This is a genomic window from Pedobacter paludis (assembly GCF_003173575.1).
GTDB lineage: Bacteria > Bacteroidota > Bacteroidia > Sphingobacteriales > Sphingobacteriaceae > Pedobacter > Pedobacter paludis.
The window spans coordinates 152,338-169,974 of record NZ_QGNY01000002.1; the positions used below are offsets into that span (position 1 = coordinate 152,338).

18 protein-coding genes and 1 riboswitch are annotated in these 17,637 nt (G+C 36.0%); of the genes, 5 read left to right on the forward strand and 13 right to left on the reverse strand.

The window, feature by feature from the left end:
* Positions 1-3: 3 nt before the first annotated feature.
* Positions 4-66: riboswitch (Fluoride riboswitch) on the reverse strand.
* A 62-nt stretch (positions 67-128) separates the two neighbouring features.
* A complete protein-coding gene (locus tag DF947_RS05170) occupies positions 129-1,094 on the forward strand; it encodes a tryptophan 2,3-dioxygenase family protein (RefSeq protein ID WP_109928652.1) in 966 nt (321 codons plus the stop codon).
* Between the two features lie 143 nt (positions 1,095-1,237).
* Positions 1,238-2,302, forward strand: a complete 1,065-nt coding sequence (locus DF947_RS05175) for a branched-chain amino acid aminotransferase (protein WP_109928653.1) — start codon at positions 1,238-1,240, stop codon at positions 2,300-2,302.
* Positions 2,303-2,366: 64 nt separating this feature from the next.
* On the opposite strand, the gene DF947_RS05180 is transcribed toward DF947_RS05175, so the two are convergent.
* From DF947_RS05180 to DF947_RS05200, 5 genes are all read right to left on the reverse strand, one after another.
* The gene (locus tag DF947_RS05180; protein WP_109928654.1) at positions 2,367-2,831 is read right to left on the reverse strand and encodes a DUF4920 domain-containing protein; all 465 of its coding nucleotides are present in this window, start codon (positions 2,829-2,831) and stop codon (positions 2,367-2,369) included.
* Positions 2,832-3,167: 336 nt separating this feature from the next.
* Positions 3,168-4,544, reverse strand: coding sequence for a DNA repair protein RadA (gene radA, locus DF947_RS05185; protein WP_109928655.1), 1,377 nt, complete (start codon positions 4,542-4,544; stop codon positions 3,168-3,170).
* A 155-nt stretch (positions 4,545-4,699) separates the two neighbouring features.
* Positions 4,700-6,250 carry an Rne/Rng family ribonuclease gene (locus tag DF947_RS05190; protein WP_109928656.1) on the reverse strand — a complete coding sequence of 517 codons (1,551 nt, stop codon included), beginning with the start codon at positions 6,248-6,250 and terminating at the stop codon, positions 4,700-4,702.
* Positions 6,251-6,532: 282 nt separating this feature from the next.
* Positions 6,533-7,411 carry a tetratricopeptide repeat protein gene (locus DF947_RS05195; protein WP_109928657.1) on the reverse strand — a complete coding sequence of 293 codons (879 nt, stop codon included), beginning with the start codon at positions 7,409-7,411 and terminating at the stop codon, positions 6,533-6,535.
* Between the two features lie 11 nt (positions 7,412-7,422).
* The gene (locus DF947_RS05200) at positions 7,423-7,725 is read right to left on the reverse strand and encodes an HU family DNA-binding protein (protein WP_109928658.1); all 303 of its coding nucleotides are present in this window, start codon (positions 7,723-7,725) and stop codon (positions 7,423-7,425) included.
* A gap of 168 nt (positions 7,726-7,893) precedes the next feature.
* Between DF947_RS05200 and mutY the strand changes: the two genes are divergently transcribed.
* Both mutY and DF947_RS05210 read left to right on the forward strand, forming a co-directional pair.
* Positions 7,894-8,952, forward strand: coding sequence for an A/G-specific adenine glycosylase (mutY, locus tag DF947_RS05205; protein ID WP_109928659.1), 1,059 nt, complete (start codon positions 7,894-7,896; stop codon positions 8,950-8,952).
* 56 nt (positions 8,953-9,008) lie between these two features.
* Positions 9,009-9,452: a single-stranded DNA-binding protein gene (locus tag DF947_RS05210; protein WP_109928660.1), complete on the forward strand. Its 444-nt coding sequence runs from the start codon at positions 9,009-9,011 to the stop codon at positions 9,450-9,452.
* Between the two features lie 66 nt (positions 9,453-9,518).
* On the opposite strand, the gene DF947_RS05215 is transcribed toward DF947_RS05210, so the two are convergent.
* From DF947_RS05215 to DF947_RS05245, 7 genes are all read right to left on the reverse strand, one after another.
* Positions 9,519-9,956 carry a hypothetical protein gene (locus DF947_RS05215; protein ID WP_109928661.1) on the reverse strand — a complete coding sequence of 146 codons (438 nt, stop codon included), beginning with the start codon at positions 9,954-9,956 and terminating at the stop codon, positions 9,519-9,521.
* Complete coding sequence (locus DF947_RS05220) at positions 9,943-10,323, reverse strand: phage holin family protein (RefSeq protein WP_109928662.1); 381 nt, start codon at positions 10,321-10,323, stop codon at positions 9,943-9,945. Before DF947_RS05220 ends, DF947_RS05215 begins: the two co-directional genes overlap by 14 nt.
* A 53-nt stretch (positions 10,324-10,376) precedes the next feature.
* Positions 10,377-10,643 carry a YtxH domain-containing protein gene (locus tag DF947_RS05225; protein WP_109925794.1) on the reverse strand — a complete coding sequence of 89 codons (267 nt, stop codon included), beginning with the start codon at positions 10,641-10,643 and terminating at the stop codon, positions 10,377-10,379.
* Between the two features lie 72 nt (positions 10,644-10,715).
* Entirely contained in the window at positions 10,716-11,765 is a 1,050-nt protein-coding gene (locus tag DF947_RS05230) for an AI-2E family transporter (protein ID WP_109928663.1), read from the reverse strand.
* 50 nt (positions 11,766-11,815) lie between these two features.
* Positions 11,816-13,246 carry a sigma-54-dependent transcriptional regulator gene (locus DF947_RS05235; protein WP_109928664.1) on the reverse strand — a complete coding sequence of 477 codons (1,431 nt, stop codon included), beginning with the start codon at positions 13,244-13,246 and terminating at the stop codon, positions 11,816-11,818.
* Positions 13,247-13,426: 180 nt separating this feature from the next.
* Positions 13,427-14,206 (reverse strand): enoyl-CoA hydratase/isomerase family protein, encoded by a 780-nt coding sequence (locus DF947_RS05240; RefSeq protein WP_109928665.1) that lies wholly within the window; start codon positions 14,204-14,206, stop codon positions 13,427-13,429.
* A gap of 3 nt (positions 14,207-14,209) precedes the next feature.
* The gene (locus DF947_RS05245; protein ID WP_109928666.1) at positions 14,210-14,629 is read right to left on the reverse strand and encodes a cobalamin B12-binding domain-containing protein; all 420 of its coding nucleotides are present in this window, start codon (positions 14,627-14,629) and stop codon (positions 14,210-14,212) included.
* A gap of 387 nt (positions 14,630-15,016) precedes the next feature.
* Between DF947_RS05245 and DF947_RS05250 the strand changes: the two genes are divergently transcribed.
* Positions 15,017-16,672, forward strand: a complete 1,656-nt coding sequence (locus DF947_RS05250; protein WP_109928667.1) for a glutamine--tRNA ligase/YqeY domain fusion protein — start codon at positions 15,017-15,019, stop codon at positions 16,670-16,672.
* Positions 16,673-16,803: 131 nt separating this feature from the next.
* Here DF947_RS05250 and DF947_RS05255 read toward each other — a convergent pair whose 3' ends face one another.
* Entirely contained in the window at positions 16,804-17,631 is an 828-nt protein-coding gene (locus tag DF947_RS05255; protein WP_109928668.1) for an N-acetylmuramoyl-L-alanine amidase, read from the reverse strand.
* Between the last annotated feature and the right edge of the window lie 6 nt (positions 17,632-17,637).

Sequence of the window (17,637 nt, forward strand, 5' to 3'; positions counted from 1 at the left end):
ATAAAAATCGTAGGAGTCATCAGCCTGTTTGGGCGGTTTTGGCGGTACCCCATCGCCATTATTCAAATGTATAAAAATTACTATTTGTTGCAAAATCTTTAACACCTTTGTACAGCTAACTTCAAATAATGGATTTTACACCTGAAATCAAAGACAAACTCAACCAACTACAGGAAAAATACACGGCCATGGGCCAAGATATGGCATCGTATCTTGATGGATTATTGTATGCAGATTTTCTTACCTATTGGGATTATATTCATTTGGATACCCTTTTAAGTTTACAAAGCCCTAAAACACCTTTCCCTGATGAAGAAATTTTCATCATGTATCATCAAATTACTGAGCTATATTTTAAGCTTAGTTTACATGAGTGTAAACAGATTGCCGAACATGAAAATTTGACCGTAGATTTTTTTACGGCCAGAGTAAAAAGGATTAATGCTTATTTTAACGCTTTAACCACTTCTTTCGAAGTTATGGTTGATGGTATGGAAAAGGAACAGTTCTTAAAATTCCGAATGTCTCTATTACCGGCCAGCGGTTTTCAATCTGGGCAATACAGAATGATCGAAATCTGCGCTACCGATTTTATTCGCTTGGTGGATAAAAGCAGAAGAGTAGAATTAAGTACAGCAACTATTGAAGAACAATTTGAACACATTTATTGGAAATTTGGGGCTACTGAACTTGCATCGGGCAAGCAGACTTTAACTTTAAAACAGTTTATTAAAAAGTATGCCGATCAATTCCTTCAATTGGCCAAAAACCGATCCTTGACTAATTTCGCATCACTTTACCAAAAATTTCAAGCCAATGGACAAGATGTTTCTGCACTTGCAGAAGAATTACGCAAGCTAGATTTGTATGTAAACGTAGAATGGCCATTGTCTCACTACAAATCTGCAGTTCGTTATTTAGAGAAAGATCCTGTAGATGTTGCCGCGACCGGTGGAACAAACTGGCAGAAATATTTGCCTCCGCGTTTCCAGAAGAGGATTTTCTATCCGTTCTTATGGACGGAGGAACAAATGGAAGAATGGGGCAAAGGATGGGTTCTTAGTGTACTTAAAACACTCAGAAACAAAGATTAATATCAAAAAAAGCTATTAAAAAAGCTCGTTTTTTCTTAATTTGCGAAAATAATTAATGATAGAATTAGAGATTCGGTGAGTTAGAGAATGTGTTAATACATATTCACGCATTCCATCAATCGCTCATTCAAAATTCAAATACAATGACCGAGACATTAGATATAAAAATCACCAGATCTGAACAAACACGTTTAACAGTTACTGATTTTTCAGAGTTACCTTTCGGTAAAGTATTTACCGACCACATGTTTACCGCTGATTTTGAAGACGGCGAATGGAAAAATTTACAGGTTCTGCCTTACGGACCTATACCGATGAGTCCTGCGATTTCTGCACTTCATTACGGCCAAGCCATTTTTGAAGGACTAAAAGCTTATCGCCAGCCAGATGGCAAAATTAGTGTTTTCCGTGCTGATAAAAATTTCGAGCGTTTTAATAAATCTGCGGATAGAATGTCTATGCCAACAATTCCGGAAGAGATTTTTATGCAAGGTTTGGCTTCACTAATTAACATCGACGAAAAGTGGGTTCCTTCGCAAGAAAACTATGCGTTGTATATTCGTCCGGTAATGTTTGCTATGGATCCATATTTAGGCGTTAAAGCATCTGATACATATAAATTTGCTTTGCTTACCACACCAACCGGTCCTTATTACAGTAAGGCTCTAAAAGTAAAAATCGAAACTGAATTTACAAGAGCTGATGAAGGTGGAGTTGGTTTTGCTAAAACAGCTGGAAACTATGCCCGTTCATTATATCCTTTTGAACAGGCCAAAAAAGAAGGCTTCGATCAATTAATCTGGACAGATTCGGTTACGCATGAATTTATTGAGGAAGCTGGAACAGCAAATTTAATATTCGTAATTAATGGCAAACTGGTTACCCCATCAATTCGTAGTACCGTTTTAGACGGTGTTACACGTGATACCATAATAAAATTAGCCGAAGATGCTGGAATAGAAGTAGAAGAGCGCAGGGTTTCGGTTAAAGAAGTAATTGATGGAATAGAAAATGGAAGTTTAACAGAAGCTTTTGCGGCAGGAACAGCAGCAACAGTAACTCAAATTGGAGAAATTGGCTATAAAGGCTCTATTTATACTTTGACAGATTCAGCAACGCGAAATGTATCAAACGGAATTGCACAAAAATTAAACAATATCCGTTACGGTTTAGCTCCAGATGAGTTTGGATGGAACTGGGTATTATAAAAAAAACTTCATAAAAAATCCCCATTACTTTGAGTAATGGGGATTTTTTACGCTTTAAGCTTATCTATTTATCAAGAATTACAACTCCTTTAGCCTCAAAAGCAAGTTCTTTTTTTGGATCTGTAATTTTAGCAACCTCATCAGCCGATTTATGCGCATCCTCAGCATAATGACGCAATGTTTCAACAGAGATGGTTTGTTTCTTAGCTACACCATCCAAAACAACTTTTTTACCTACGATATCCATTGGCATAAAGAATGCATAATCTTTAAACGTTACCCTCATCGGATCTCCATTTGGCATTTCCAATGTCATCCAACAACCTTTTTTCTTGCACACATCAACAACCTTACCTTCAATTTTCATATCAACAGCTTTTTTATCGCCCATTGCAACTTCCATTTTGGCAGCTGGTTTCACATCGCCAGGCTTAACTTCTTCTCCAAATTTTTGGCCTTTATATTCTGATTGAGCAAATGTAAATGCAGCGATTAAGCAGAAGCTTAAACTTAAAAGAATCTTTTTCATTGATTTATACTTTAATTAGTATTCCAGTTTTATCTGAAACAAAGTTATTTAAATTTACTAAATAGTTAAAACAAAAAAAATCCTCGCTAGCTCTCACTAACGAGGAAAATCATCCCTATTGTTATAGATCACATCCCATGATGTACAACATATTACCTTAGGCAAATGTTAATCCAAACTTTAACTAGGCGTGCCAACAGATATTAATCAATTGATTATTAGTATTTTAGCAAAAATTTTAATCTGTGCCAAAAAATAAGCTTCGGGGATGATGGGGAAAATTTTCCCCACATCGAGTAAAATTGTTGATTTGTTGCCCCGAACCACAATCCCTTTTTACCCGAAAACAAGGCCAAAAACCTCTTCAATTTTGCTTACCGCTTTTATTTCTAGATTATATTTCTCCGAATCAATTCCTTTTAAATTGTACTTCGAAATATAGATGGTTTCAAAACCTAATTTATCGGCTTCAGCAATGCGTTGTTCAATTCTATTTACAGCTCTAATTTCTCCCGATAAGCCAACTTCAGCAGCAAAACAATTTTTAGATGAAACGGCAATATCTTGATGGGAGGATATAATCGCGATTAAAACTGCCAAATCAATTGCTGGATCTTCCACCCTGATTCCGCCTGCAATATTCAGGAAAACATCTTGAGTACTTAATCTAAAACCACAGCGCTTTTCCAATACGGCCAATAGCATATTCATTCTTTTGGTATCGAACCCAGTAGCAGATCTTTGAGGCGTTCCATAAGCTGCCGGGCTTACTAATGCTTGAGTTTCTATCAGCATTGGTCTGGCTCCTTCCAGCATCGCGGCAATTGCAATTCCACTTAATTCTTCATCACGTTGCGACAACAGAATTTCTGAAGGATTGGAAACTTCCCTTAGGCCTGTTCCCTGCATTTCATATATCCCCAGTTCTGCAGCTGCTCCAAATCTATTTTTAATCGATCTTAAAATACGATAAACATGATGCCTATCGCCTTCAAACTGCAAAACCGTATCTACCATGTGCTCCAATATTTTCGGACCAGCAATAGCACCATCTTTTGTAATATGACCAATTAAAAATACCGGCGTTCCCGTTTCTTTTGCAAAGCGAAGCAACTCCGCTGTACATTCCCTTACCTGAGACACGCTTCCAGGCGTAGAATCGATATGTGCGGAATGAAGGGTTTGAATGGAATCTACGACCAAAATTTCGGGTTCTAAAATTTCGATCTGCTTAAAAATATTCTGTGTAGATGTTTCTGTTAAGATATAACAATCTGTAGATGGGCTTTCGGTTATTCTTTCCGCACGCATTTTAATCTGTTGTTCACTTTCCTCGCCAGAAATGTAAAGAAGTTTTTTACCTTTTAAATTTAAGGCCAACTGAAGCATAAGCGTCGATTTTCCAATTCCCGGCTCACCACCAATTAAAACCAGAGATCCTTCCACCAATCCTCCACCCAAAACCCGATCGAGTTCTTTATCGCCAGTTAAAATTCTTCTTTCTGTTGAGGATTGAATTTCATCTACTTTACTCGGTTTGCTTAATTTTCTGGAGCCGGTTTCACTTTTCCAAGTTGGAATAGCGGTCGAACTTTTTTCGACAACTTCTTCAACAAAGGTATTCCACTGACTACATGAAGGGCATTTACCCAACCATTTAGCCGACTCGTAGCCACAGCTCTGACAGAAATATGCAGTTTTTGTTTTTGCCAATTGATTTTAGATTTTAGATTACGAATTTAACCTTTAGTGCCCTAAAGTGCTTTTATTTTTTTGAACATCTTTCAGGCCCATCCTTATTAAAAATCTTTTAAAAACAGAAAGCCCGATTTTATAAAAATCAGGCTTTCTGTTAAATGTATTTGATGTTACAATTTGATTTCCTCGTCTTTTGAAGAGATAAAATGAAACTCTGTTAGGTAATAGGATGGTTGAGCTTTTACTTTAATCCATTGACCATATTTAAAAAACCAGCGGCGTTGTAAATTAAAAATTCCTTTGGTAATATAAGCTTCAATGTACGGATGTACACAAAGGGTAATTCCTTTTTCGTTTTGCTCTCTTAAAATATAATTAAGGTTGTTCTCAATATCATCCATTAAAACGATACTCGCTTTAATTTCTCCCGTCCCATCGCAGGCCGGACATTTTTCTACCGTAACAATATTCATTTCCGGACGAACACGCTGTCTGGTAATTTGCACCAAACCAAATTTGCTCGGAGGCAAAATGGTATGTTTGGCTCTATCCAATAACATCAGCTCACGCAGATAATCAAATAGCATTTTACGGTTTGTTGGTTTGTGCATATCGATAAAATCGATTACCACAATACCACCCATATCACGCAAGCGCAATTGACGGGCAATTTCTTTAGCCGCTTCTTTGTTTACCTGTAAAGCATTTTCTTCTTGATTTTCTTTACTGGCGGTGCGGTTTCCGCTGTTCACATCTACAACATGAAGCGCTTCGGTGTGCTCAACAACTAAGTAAGCGCCACCTGGTAAGTTTACTGTTTTTCCGAAAGCATTTTTAATCTGCTTTTCTATTCCAAAGTGTTCAAATATTGGTTCTTTTTGTTTGTACAGCTTAACGATCTTTTCCATTTCTGGAGAAATATCGTGTACATAAGAACGGATATCATCGTACAGTTCTGGTGTACTAACGTAAACGTTTGTAAAATCAGGGTTCAGAATATCACGAATTAACGTTGATGATCTGTCCATTTCTCCCCAAACTCTTTTTGCAGGTTCGGTAGAAGGCATTTTTTTGGTGAAGTTTTCCCATTTAGCAATTAAATCCAAAAGATCTTTTTGCATTTCGGCAACACCTCTGCCTTCAGAAACGGTTCTGATAATTACCCCAAAATTTTGAGGTTTAATACTTTCGATAATCTTTTTTAAGCGATTACGTTCAGTATTACTTTTTATTTTTTTTGATATGGATATGGTATTGGAGAATGGCACCAGTACCACATACCTGCCGGCAATTGATAAGTCGGAACTCAGTCTTGGTCCTTTAGTCGAAATTGGTTCTTTAGCAATTTGAACAGGAAGGAGCATATTTTTACTCAGCACATCAGAAATTTTGCCTGCCTTGTTTATATCGGCTTCTAGCTTTAAATTATCTAATAATGTGCCTGTAACCGAGCCATTACGCTTGATCTTAGTTAGCTTAATTAAAGATTGTACCTGTGGGCCTAAATCAAAATAATGCAAAAACGCATCTTTTTCATAACCAACATCAACGAAAGCAGCATTTAGACCGGGCATAATTTTTTTAATGCGGCCTAAATAAATATCGCCTACGGCGTAGTTATTATTGATTTGTTCTTTATGAAGCTCAACAAGTTGTTTGTCTTCAATCAATGCTATGGTAACTCCAGCAGGAGTCGAATTGATAATTAATTCTTTTACCAACAGCTACAGATTTTAAGGCTTTCGCCTATTAACAAATGGATAGTATACAAGAAAATATTGATGTAGCAGAAATTTATATAATTAAAAATCATATAAAAGTATTTAAACCTCATAGTGAGTACTATGAGGTTTAATAAGCTAAATCAAGATAAGAAACTATTTTTTCTTATGTCTGTTTTTTCTTAAACGTTTTTTACGTTTGTGGGTAGCCATTTTATGTCTCTTTCTTTTTTTACCGCTTGGCATAGTTTTAAGTTTTAAATGTTTTTATTAATCTGTTAATTAATTTTTATTCTTTAGTTCGACAATCTTTTTATCAATAAATGATGATAAAGTAGGGTTTGCCGCTAATTTCTTGCTTGCTAAATAAGCATCAACTGCTTCTTTATTTCTGCCTAAATTCTCTAAAGCTGTGCCTAAATAGAAATAGGCTTCAGGAGTAGGAGCAGTTGCAATAACCGTTTTAAAACGAGGAATTGCCTTATCAAACTGACCTGATTTAATTGAGAACAACCCTAAATTCATATTCGCTTTTAAATTTTTAGGATCTTTAGAAACAACATCTAGCAGCATTGCAATACCTTGCATTGGTGCACCTAAGCCGTTTACAATAGTTACACCTAAGCCTGTTTTAGCTTCAATGTTTGTAGAATCTTGCTCTAACGCATTTTTAAAAGATGTATTGGCTTTCTGCAATAAAGCAGGTTGAGCTAAACTATCTTGAGTACTCTCAAAAGCTTTTAAGAATCTATTACCCGAGGCTAACCAACTTGTAGAAGATGGATTTCCTTCGGCAACAATTTCTAAATAAAGCGCAGAGGGTGTAATTTGCTCCACATCATCCCATTTCTGAGCCAATTGTTTTGCCAATTCAATTTTTTCAATGCCTTTAGCTGTTTTGTAACTGTTTTCTAATGCTGTAATATCTGTAGCTAAATTTTTATTAATTACATTTTTTGCAGCGGTAGATGAAGTTTCAATACTTAATACACTGGAAGAAGTGGGCGCTTGTGCATCAGTCATTTGACCGCTTGCAGGCATTTTGCCGTTTTCTTCAGTTGGTTTTACTAAACCTTTAATATCTCTTGTAAATAAGAAAGCAACAAGCAATAAAATCGCTCCAACAATAATGGTTTGTTTTAATCTGATGCTGCTATTCACTTTTTAAGATTTTAGGCTTCTACTTGGATTTTTTTTGAATTGCTCTTCACTTTATCAACAAATACTTTTGCTGGTTTAAAGCTAGGCACAAAGTGTTCTGGGATAATTATTGCAGTATTTTTAGAGATATTTCTGGCAGTTTTCTGCGCTCTCTTTTTAACAACAAAGCTTCCGAAGCCTCTTACGTATACATTTTCACCGCCAATCATGCTTGTTTTGATAACCTTGAAAAATGCCTCAACTGTTTCCTGTACATCAACCTTCTCAATTCCGGTTTTTGTTGATATTTCTGAAATAATATCTGCCTTAGTCATATTTACTTATTTATATATATTGTGTTTTAATATTATAACTGTTTTGGGGTTGCAAAAGTATTGCTTTTTAATGAGATAGGGAAATAAAAGATGATTTTTTTATATTCTCACTTATCAGCGAAATGCAAGTTTTTTTTTAAACGAATAAATACACCGTAATTTGCATCAATGACATTCCAAAATGAACTCATAAATTGGTACAACCAAAATAAGAGAGATTTGCCCTGGAGGCACACTAACAACGCATATATCATTTGGTTATCCGAAATCATACTTCAACAAACCCGAGTTGAACAAGGGCTCCCTTATTTCAATAAATTTTTGGAAAATTTCCCTAATGTCTCAGATTTTGCAAGCGCAAGCGAATCAAAAGTGCTAAAACTTTGGCAGGGATTGGGCTATTATTCAAGAGGGAGGAACATGCATGCTACGGCGCAAATTGTAATGAGCGACTTTAACGGTGTATTTCCGACTCTTTATGATGATCTCATTAAACTGAAGGGAATTGGAGAATATACCGCAGCCGCGATTTCTTCCTTTTCATCAGGCGAGGCTAGAGCCGTTGTAGATGGAAATGTATTTAGGGTGCTGGCTAGATACTACGGAATAAATACACCAATCAATTCTCCGGCAGGGAAAAAACAATTTTATACATTGGCCAATGAACTGATGTTTAAGGAAGACGCTGCGCTGTATAACCAAGCCATAATGGAATTTGGCGCTATGCAATGCAAACCGAAATCTCCGGCATGTAATATCTGTCCTCTAAATCAAACTTGTTATGCATTTAATAACCATCTGGTTAAAGAATTACCTGTAAAAATTGGAAAGGCTGAGAAAAAACACCGATTCTTTAATTATTTTATTTGTACGCAAGGCGATGAAATATTGGTTAAGGAAAGACAGGCTGGCGATATCTGGCAACATCTATATGATTTTCCGTTAATTGAAACTCTAGAATTACCCAATTGGATGGACCCCAGTTTTAATAATACCGTTAAAGATTTTTTCGGTATAAATACTGAATTTACACTTATTAGCTATAAAAAACATATTTTAACCCACCAAATAATACACGTACATTTTTTTGCATTAAAAAATTATATATTTAACTTTAGTAAACAAAAGGAACTTAATTGGGTTTCTTTAAGTAAGTTAGATGAATTGCCGCAACCTAAGGTTATCCACGATTTTTTGGAGGATAATTTTAAGAATAAGATGGAATAACTAACCACCTAGGCAATGGCAATCTGATAAACGAAACAACTAACCAAAAATATTTTATGTCTGGTATTAACAAAGTGATTTTAGTGGGCCACTTGGGTAAAGACCCTGAGGTTCGGCATTTGGATGGTGGTGTAACTGTTGCAAGCTTTCCGCTGGCTACATCTGAAACATACAACAAGGATGGAAAAAGAGTAGAGCAAACAGAATGGCACAATATTGTATTATGGCGAGGGCTTGCTGAAGTAGCTTCAAAGTATTTACAAAAGGGCAAACTGGTATACATTGAGGGCAAGCTTAGAACCAGATCCTTCGAAGACAAAGAAAAAGTAAAAAAATATGTAACAGAAATTGTTGCCGAGAACTTTACAATGCTGGGTAGAAAAAGTGATTTTGAGCAAAGTCCATCTACTACGTTATCTTCTCCCCAACATACAGAGTCTAAAATTGATGATGAGTTTACAATTGGGCCGTCTGATGAGAATGGAGATCTGCCATTTTAACAATTCCAATTAAATACATAAAAAAAGCCTAAGGTAGTTAACTACTTTAGGCTTTTCTTTTTAATGTTAATACGTCTCACTATCTGGCGGAATTCCATAATCAACAAACTTTTTATCTTTTTTTTCCTTCTTCTTACTAAAGAAACCTTTAACCGAATTGAATATTGCCGATAAATGTTCGGCATCTAAAGATTTTCCAACTTTTCCAGAAACTAAGCCAACTGCTGCCTTGGTTAAAAAACCGGCACCACTAAAAAGTGTTTTGTTTAAAAACATTGGCAGAAGTAAGGACATTGCCGTTCCGCTGAGATTTAATTTATCGTCGACCTTAAAAAGGTTACTCGGTGTAGCATACTTTTTGATTAAAGAACCCAGCGTAAATTGATGGATAAAATTTTTAGCATCAGCCTTAAGCATGGTTTGTTTAAGCGTATACTCTACTTTTAGCTCGATTTTTTTCGCTTGTAAGTCTTCGAGGTTTCTGATGTTTTTATAGCTTCTCATCTTCTTCCTCCTTATCTGCAAGTTTATCAAAATACTTTCTAATGGCTACATTAATAATTGCCTTCTCAATATATTTATCCTTGGTTAAATAAACGATAATGGCCAAAATAATGTAGATTAGGGATACACATCCAAAACCACCCGAATAACTTCCCAATACATCAGAAAGATATAAAGCCAACGTTACTGAGCCGAATAAAAAAGCCAATATAAAGCAGACAATAACAGCTGTGCTGGTTACTAAATCGGCAAATATTTTCGAGGCTTTTTCTACAAGATAAAGTCTGGTATATTCTACCCTTGCTTCAAGATATCCCTTGGCATCATCTACCAAATCTTCGATACTTTTATCTTTATTTTCCTGCATAATTTAGATGTAATTTAACCGGGCATAAATCGCCCGGCTTTAATATTTTTTATTTATGCGTGCTCTACGTCGTCGCTATATTCTTCTTCTACACTTCTCAATTTGGTTTTAATTGAGCTAACAACTTTATCTTTTAAGCTCGATAGATTATTGATCTCATCAGCAGCTTTATCTTTAATAGAATCGCCTAAATCTTTTAAGGATTGGCTTAACTTATCACGCGTTTCTTCACCTTTTTCTGGTGCGAACAAAATTCCTAGAGCGGCACCGGCAGCTAGTCCTGCTAAAAGAGCAACTACAACTTTTGAGTTATCATTCATAATATATGTATTTTAAGGGTTTAACATTTATAATATATGTACTTCTACATAATTTTATTGTTAAGCTATAAATTATAACTCATTATGCTCATTATTTGTTTTAATTCTTTCCAATCTTTCTGATGCGAGTGTACTGGTTTCGTAAATTTTAACAAGCAAAATAAAATATGATAATAGAAGCGGGCCAAAAACAAGACCTAATATTCCGAATAAAGGTATACCAATAATTACGCCAATTACTGTAATAATAGGATGAATATTGCCAACTTTCTTCGCTATGATAAATCTTAGAACATTATCGATATTAATGATGACCACAAAACCGAAAATTAACATGGCCCAGCCTGCAAAATTATTGCCGTTTGCGATTTGCAAAATGGCAGCGGGCACGAATATAACCGGTGGGCCCAATACGGGCACAAATGAAATAAATGTAGTAATTACCCCCCAAAAAACTGGGTCTTTGTAACCCAGTACAAAAAAAGATAAGCTAACCAAAGAACCCTGCACCAAACAGATTAGGCCTTGGCCCAATACATTGGCATAAGTTGTATTGCGCATTTCATCGCCAAATCTAAGTGCATTTTGTTCTCTAAACGGCGCATATTTTATTAGTGAAAATTCAAATCTCTTGCGCTCAATTAGCATAAAATACAGCAAGAAGAACATCACCAACAGGCTTAAGATAATATTTACAGCGCTAGAAATTAATGAGGGAAAAAGTAAGGTTGCCCAATTGCCCAAACGATTTAAGCCGTCCTGAATTACACTTTCATTTATTTTAACTGGAATTAAATGCTGAAGTTTTACCAGAAGGTTTTTAAAAAAGATTTCGTTGTTTTTTAGCTCCGAAATTTTACTGATTACCATACTGCTCAATGCATAAAATGGCAGTATGATTAAAATTATACAAACGGTAATTAATGAAATTGCGACAAATCTTCGGTTCCAGCCTTTAACCTCTGCAAAGTAAATGTATCCGGGGCGCATAATTGTGTACAGCACAAGTGTACTTAAAATTGCACTAAAAATATCTTGCAGAGAATAAGCAATTAATAGCCCAAGCGCTATTATAATTACAAGGTTGATGTTATTGCGTTGTTTATAAGAGAATACCGACATATCCGTTTTATGCTTGGTACTCTTAAAATACAAAAAGGCGTTATTTTGTTTTATTCATTTTCAGAATTATCATCCATATCCAGTTTGATTGCCTTTATTTTATTGTAAAGTGTCTTACGATCAATTTTTAGTGCTTTTGCTGCTTTGGTTTTGTTAAAGTTTACTTCTTTTAACGCATTCAGAATGGTATCATATTCTGCTTCTTGCGCAGCATTTCTTAAATTTTTGGGCTTATCGGAAGTTTTGATTTTCATCTGGCTCAAAACCTTTTCATGATCGTATTCTTTTGCAAAATTTGATAATTCGAGGGGAAGAACATCTACTTGGATTTCATTTCCATCAGTTAATAAAGCAACACGCCTAATTACGTTTTTAAGCTCGCGAACGTTTCCTGGCCAGCCATAGTTTAAGAAACAACTTTTCACCCCTTCGGAGAAACCACGGATATTTTTGTTAAGTTCTTGATTGGCTACCGCTAAAAATTTATCTGCAAAAATCAGAATATCGTTCCCCCTCTTTTTCAGTGATGGAATATGAATCGAAAACTCATTAAATCGATGATATAAATCTTCTCTGAATGTTCCTTTTAAAATATTTTCTGATAGATTTTCGTTTGTAGCTACAATAATTCTTACATCAAGATCTATTTCTTTGGTGCTGCCAATTCGCTTAACCTTGCGTTCCTGGACTGTTCTTAATAAAGTTGCCTGGATTTCGTATGATAAGTTGCCAATCTCATCCAAAAACAACGTGCCTCCATTTGCCTGTTCAAAATGACCAATTTTTGTATAAAGTGCTCCCGTAAAGGAACCTTTTTCATGGCCAAAAAACTCACTGCCCGCAAGTTCCTTGGTAAGCGATCCGCAATCCATAGCAACAAAAGGCTTATCTCTTCTTAAACTGTTTAAGTGAATGGTTTTTGCAACACACTCTTTACCCGTTCCGCTTTTACCGGTTAAAATTATACTGTAAGAAGTTGGCGCAATAAGTTGGATTTGTTTCAGAAGTGTACCAGAAACTTCGCTTTTTCCATCAATATATTCAGTATAGTTTACATAATCAGATTCTGATTCGGCACTGTTTTTCTTTCCTGAACCTTTATTTTCATTAAGAGCTCTTTGCGTTTCCAGTGCTTTATTAATGGTATTTAAAATTTCGTCGGGATAAAGTGGCTTTGTTATGTAATCATAAGCGCCAAGCTTAATTAGCTCTACAGCCAGCTTGATATCAGAATAACCGGTAATAATAATTACTCCAGTTGTGGGATAGTTTTCTTTTATTTTAATCAGAATTTCCCTGCCATCAGTATCATCGAGGCGATAATCGCACAACACCAAGTCGAAAGTTTCATTCGTCATTATCTCCATAGCGGAGGTTCCAGTAATGGCATTTGAGACTTCGAAGCCATTTCTGATTAGAAATTTTGAGAGTAAGAGTCCGATGTTTACTTCGTCATCGATAATTAGTATCTTCTTTTTCATCAGATGTAATCTGTTTTTATGCATTAGCAGAAAACCTATTCACAAAAAATGCTAATTTCCGTTGTGATTAGGGCTTTCTAATAGATATTTAGATAAGACATAATTACAGATTTTTAATGAAATTGGGAAATATTTTCCACACTTATTTTATAATCAACTAGAACTAATAATACAAAATGTTTATTTCCCTTTAAAGACTGCTTTTCTTTTTTCTACAAATGCACGTACACCTTCTTTAAAATCCTCTGTTTCGAAGCATTTTCCAAATTGCTCAATTTCAACAACATAACCATCCGTTTCGGTTATCGATGCAATTACTGATTTTATTGCAGCTGCAACCGCTAGAGGAGCACGCATTTTAATTACATTTAAAATCTCCTCAGCTCTGCCTATTAAATCTGTTTGAGGAACTACATAATTTACTAAGCCAATTTTTTCTGCATCTTCAGCAGAAACCATACTCGCCGTAGTAATCATTTCAATGGCCTTGCCTTTACCTACCAGTTGTGTTAATCGTTGTGTACCTCCATAACCAGGAATTAGTCCCAGGGTTACTTCGGGCAAACCCAATTTGGCATTGTCTGATGCAATTCTTATGTGGCAAGCCATCGCTAATTCCAATCCTCCGCCTAGTGCGAAACCATTTATCGCTGCAATAAAAGGCTTTGGAGAATTTTCAATTGCATTAAATACCAGTTTGTGGCCTTGCTTAGCTAATTCCTCTCCCTGCTTACCGTTGTAATCAGAAAATTCTTTTATATCTGCTCCAGCAACAAAAGCTTTTTCGCCAGCTCCAGTTAAAATTACCCCCCTAACCTCATCGGTTTTACCAGCATATTCAATTACGTCTGCCAGTTCTGCAAGGGTATCTTTATTTAAAGCATTTAACGCCTTTTCTCTGTTTATTGTAATGTAAAGTATGTTTTCTTTAACTTCTGAAATTAAATTCTGGTATGCCATATCTTAAAAATTTCTGTTTTCTGTAACCCAATTTTGTATGTATTCTACAATGCTTGCCATTGTTGTACCTGGGGGGAATAATTCACCAACACCCAAGGCTGCAAGTTTAATCCGATCTCCATCCGGAATAATTCCTCCACCTGTTAAAAGCACATCATCCATCTGTTTTTCTTTCATAAATTGAATTATTTTTGGAAAGACCGTCATGTGTGCGCCCGATAAAATAGAAATCCCAATGGCATCAACATCCTCCTGCAATGCAGTATTAACAACCATTTCTGGTGTTTGGCGCAGGCCGGTATAAATGACTTCCATTCCAGCATCACGAAGTGAGGTAGCAATTACTTTTGCTCCTCTATCATGGCCATCTAAGCCAACTTTTGCAACTAAAACACGGATTGGTCGGTTTAATGCTTTGCTCATAATGAATATTAAGTTGATGTAAATGTATTGATTTTGACGGGAATTGAAAAGGGGAGGAAATGGGGGAATGGGAAACTAGACTATAGAAAAAGATAAAAGAATAAATAAAAGCGAAAGGATAGCAATCCGGTTAGATTTTACCCTATACCTCTTCATCATTACCTAATTTCCTATTATAAATTTACTATTCTTGACCAAACAAGCCATCGGATGATATATACAAATATTGGCGATATTCATCCGATGGATATAACTAGTGTTTGCCAAAAATATAATGAATTCGCTGTTTTAAAACACCAACAATAAATCGTGAGCTAATAAACCCGTTTATCTTTACTTAATTATGCTCAATCTTTTTACCTTTGCAATCCTAATTTACAGGTTTTTATGAGTGAAGAGAAGTCATTGAACTTTATTGAAGAAATTGTTGAGAACGACTTAAATAGTGGCAAGTATAAAACTTTGGTTACGCGTTTCCCGCCTGAACCTAATGGTTATTTACACATTGGCCACGCGAAAGCGATATGCTTAAACTTCGGACTAACACAAAAATACGGCGGTTATACCAATCTGCGTTTTGATGATACCAATCCGGTAACGGAAAAAACGGAATATGTAAACAGCCAGCAAGAAGATATTAAATGGTTAGGTTTTAACTGGAAAAACGAATTATATGCATCAGATTATTTTGATGAGTTATATTCTTTTGCAGTAAGACTAATCGAAAAGGGTTTGGCTTATGCTGATGAAAGTTCTGCCGATGAAATCGCAACTTTAAAGGGAACGCCTACAGAGCCTGGCCAGGATAGTCCTTATCGCAACCGCAGTGTCGAAGAAAATCTGGATATTTTCACGAGAATGAAAAATGGCGAATTTGCCGATGGTGCTTATATTTTAAGGGCAAAAATCGACATGGCCAGTCCGAATATGTTAATGCGTGACCCGATTATATATCGTATAAAACACGCAGAACACCACCGTACAGGTAACAAATGGTGCATTTACCCAATGTACGATTTTGCACATGGGCAAAGCGATAGTATCGAAAACATCACGCACTCTATTTGTACTCTGGAGTATGTTTCACACCGCGAATTGTACGATTGGTTTATCGAGAAATTAGAAATTTTTCCTTCTAAACAATATGAATTTGCCCGTTTAAATCTTACTTCTACGGTAATGAGTAAACGTAAGCTGCTTCAATTGGTTAACGAAAATCTGGTTAACGGCTGGGATGACCCACGCATGCCAACAATTTCTGGTTTACGTAGAAGAGGTTTCACTCCGAAGAGTGTTCGCGAGTTTTGCGAACGCATCGGTATTGCCAAACGCGAAAATTTAATCGAGTTAAGCCTGTTGGAATTTTGCATCCGTGAGGATCTGAATAAAACAGCTAACCGCGTAATGGCCGTTTTAGATCCAATTAAGTTAATCATCACCAATTACGAAAAAGGAACCGAAGATTTAATTGGCGAAAATAATCCTGAAGCAGAAGACGGGGGCGGTACACGTATCATTCCTTTTAGCAATGAGCTTTGGATTGAGCGTGAAGATTTTATGGAAGTTCCCGCCAAGAAGTGGTTCCGTTTGGCACCTGGCGCAATGGTTCGCTTAAAGTTTGCTTACATTGTTAAGTGCGAGGATTTTGTGAAAGATGATAACGGAAACGTTACCGAAATTCACTGTACTTACATTCCAGAATCAAAAAGTGGAAACGATACTAGTGGAATCAACGTAAAAGGAACCATTCATTGGGTGAGTGCTCAACATGCAAAAACTGCAGAAATTCGTTTATACGATCGCTTATTTACCTCAGAAACACCGGATGCCGAAGAAGGTGATTTTAAGGAATATTTAAATCCTGAAAGCCTAACGGTTTTACCTAACGCTTATATCGAACCTGCATTAGCAGATGCCAATTTAGAAGGGCGTTATCAATTTATTCGTAAGGGTTATTTCTGTTTAGACCGAGATTCTACGGCTGATAAATTGGTTTTCAATAGAACGGTAACACTAAAAGATACGTTCAAGAAACCCAATTAAAAGCCCCTCCCAACCCTACACTGAAAGGAATTGCTTTCAATGCGTATATAAAAAACCCACAGATAAAATTAAGTTTATCTATGGGTTTTTAGTATTAGGTTTAAACCTTAAACCCTCTATCTTCAACCTTTCTAGTATTTCGTATAAACATTATACAAAACCAAAATATCCACTGGGGTAAGTGTTGGTGTAATATCGGTTTGGATAAAGTGAATTTTAAAGGCTTCGATTGCACCTGGCAAATTCCGTGTATCGTAGCCTATATATTTTAAAGCCATCTCAGTATTAAAATCTGCAGGTGGATTTTTTAAAACATCATCGTACCAATATCCAAATCCTTTATCTGCTAATTTTTTCCATGGAAAATGAGCTGGATCCGGTTTACGTTTCGGGGCAATATCTGCATGACCGATAAAGTTTGCCGTAGGAATTCCGTAAGTTTTCTTTAAGGTAGCCAAAAGTTTAATTAAACTGTTAATTTGAGCATCCGGCCAAGGATCTGTAAGCCCATTATTATCTAACTCGATTCCGATAGATGAAGAATTTAAATCAGTATCCTTACCCCATTTACTCACGCCGGCATGGTTTGCCCTTAAATAATCGTTTACCATGTGTACAACCTTGCCATCGCGACTGATTACATAATGTGCACTTGTGGCCGCTCTGGTTGAGTGAAAGGTTTTTATGGTTTGGGCCAAACTGTCTTGTGCAGTATGGTGAATGATTACAAAATTTGGTTTACGTATCCCAAAATTTACAGAACCAACCCAAGTCTGGTTTGTTGCCTCTAATGAGTCATACAGTTGCCCTTCTGGTGGAGTACTGGCAATTATTTTAGAAAAGTCTTTGGCTTTTTGTTTATACACTTTTTCTGTAATGGCATATTTATTCGTGCTACATGCAGATAAAAAAAGTATGGCAACGATTAAAGAAATGGACTGGTGTTTTACTGATAACATAACCTA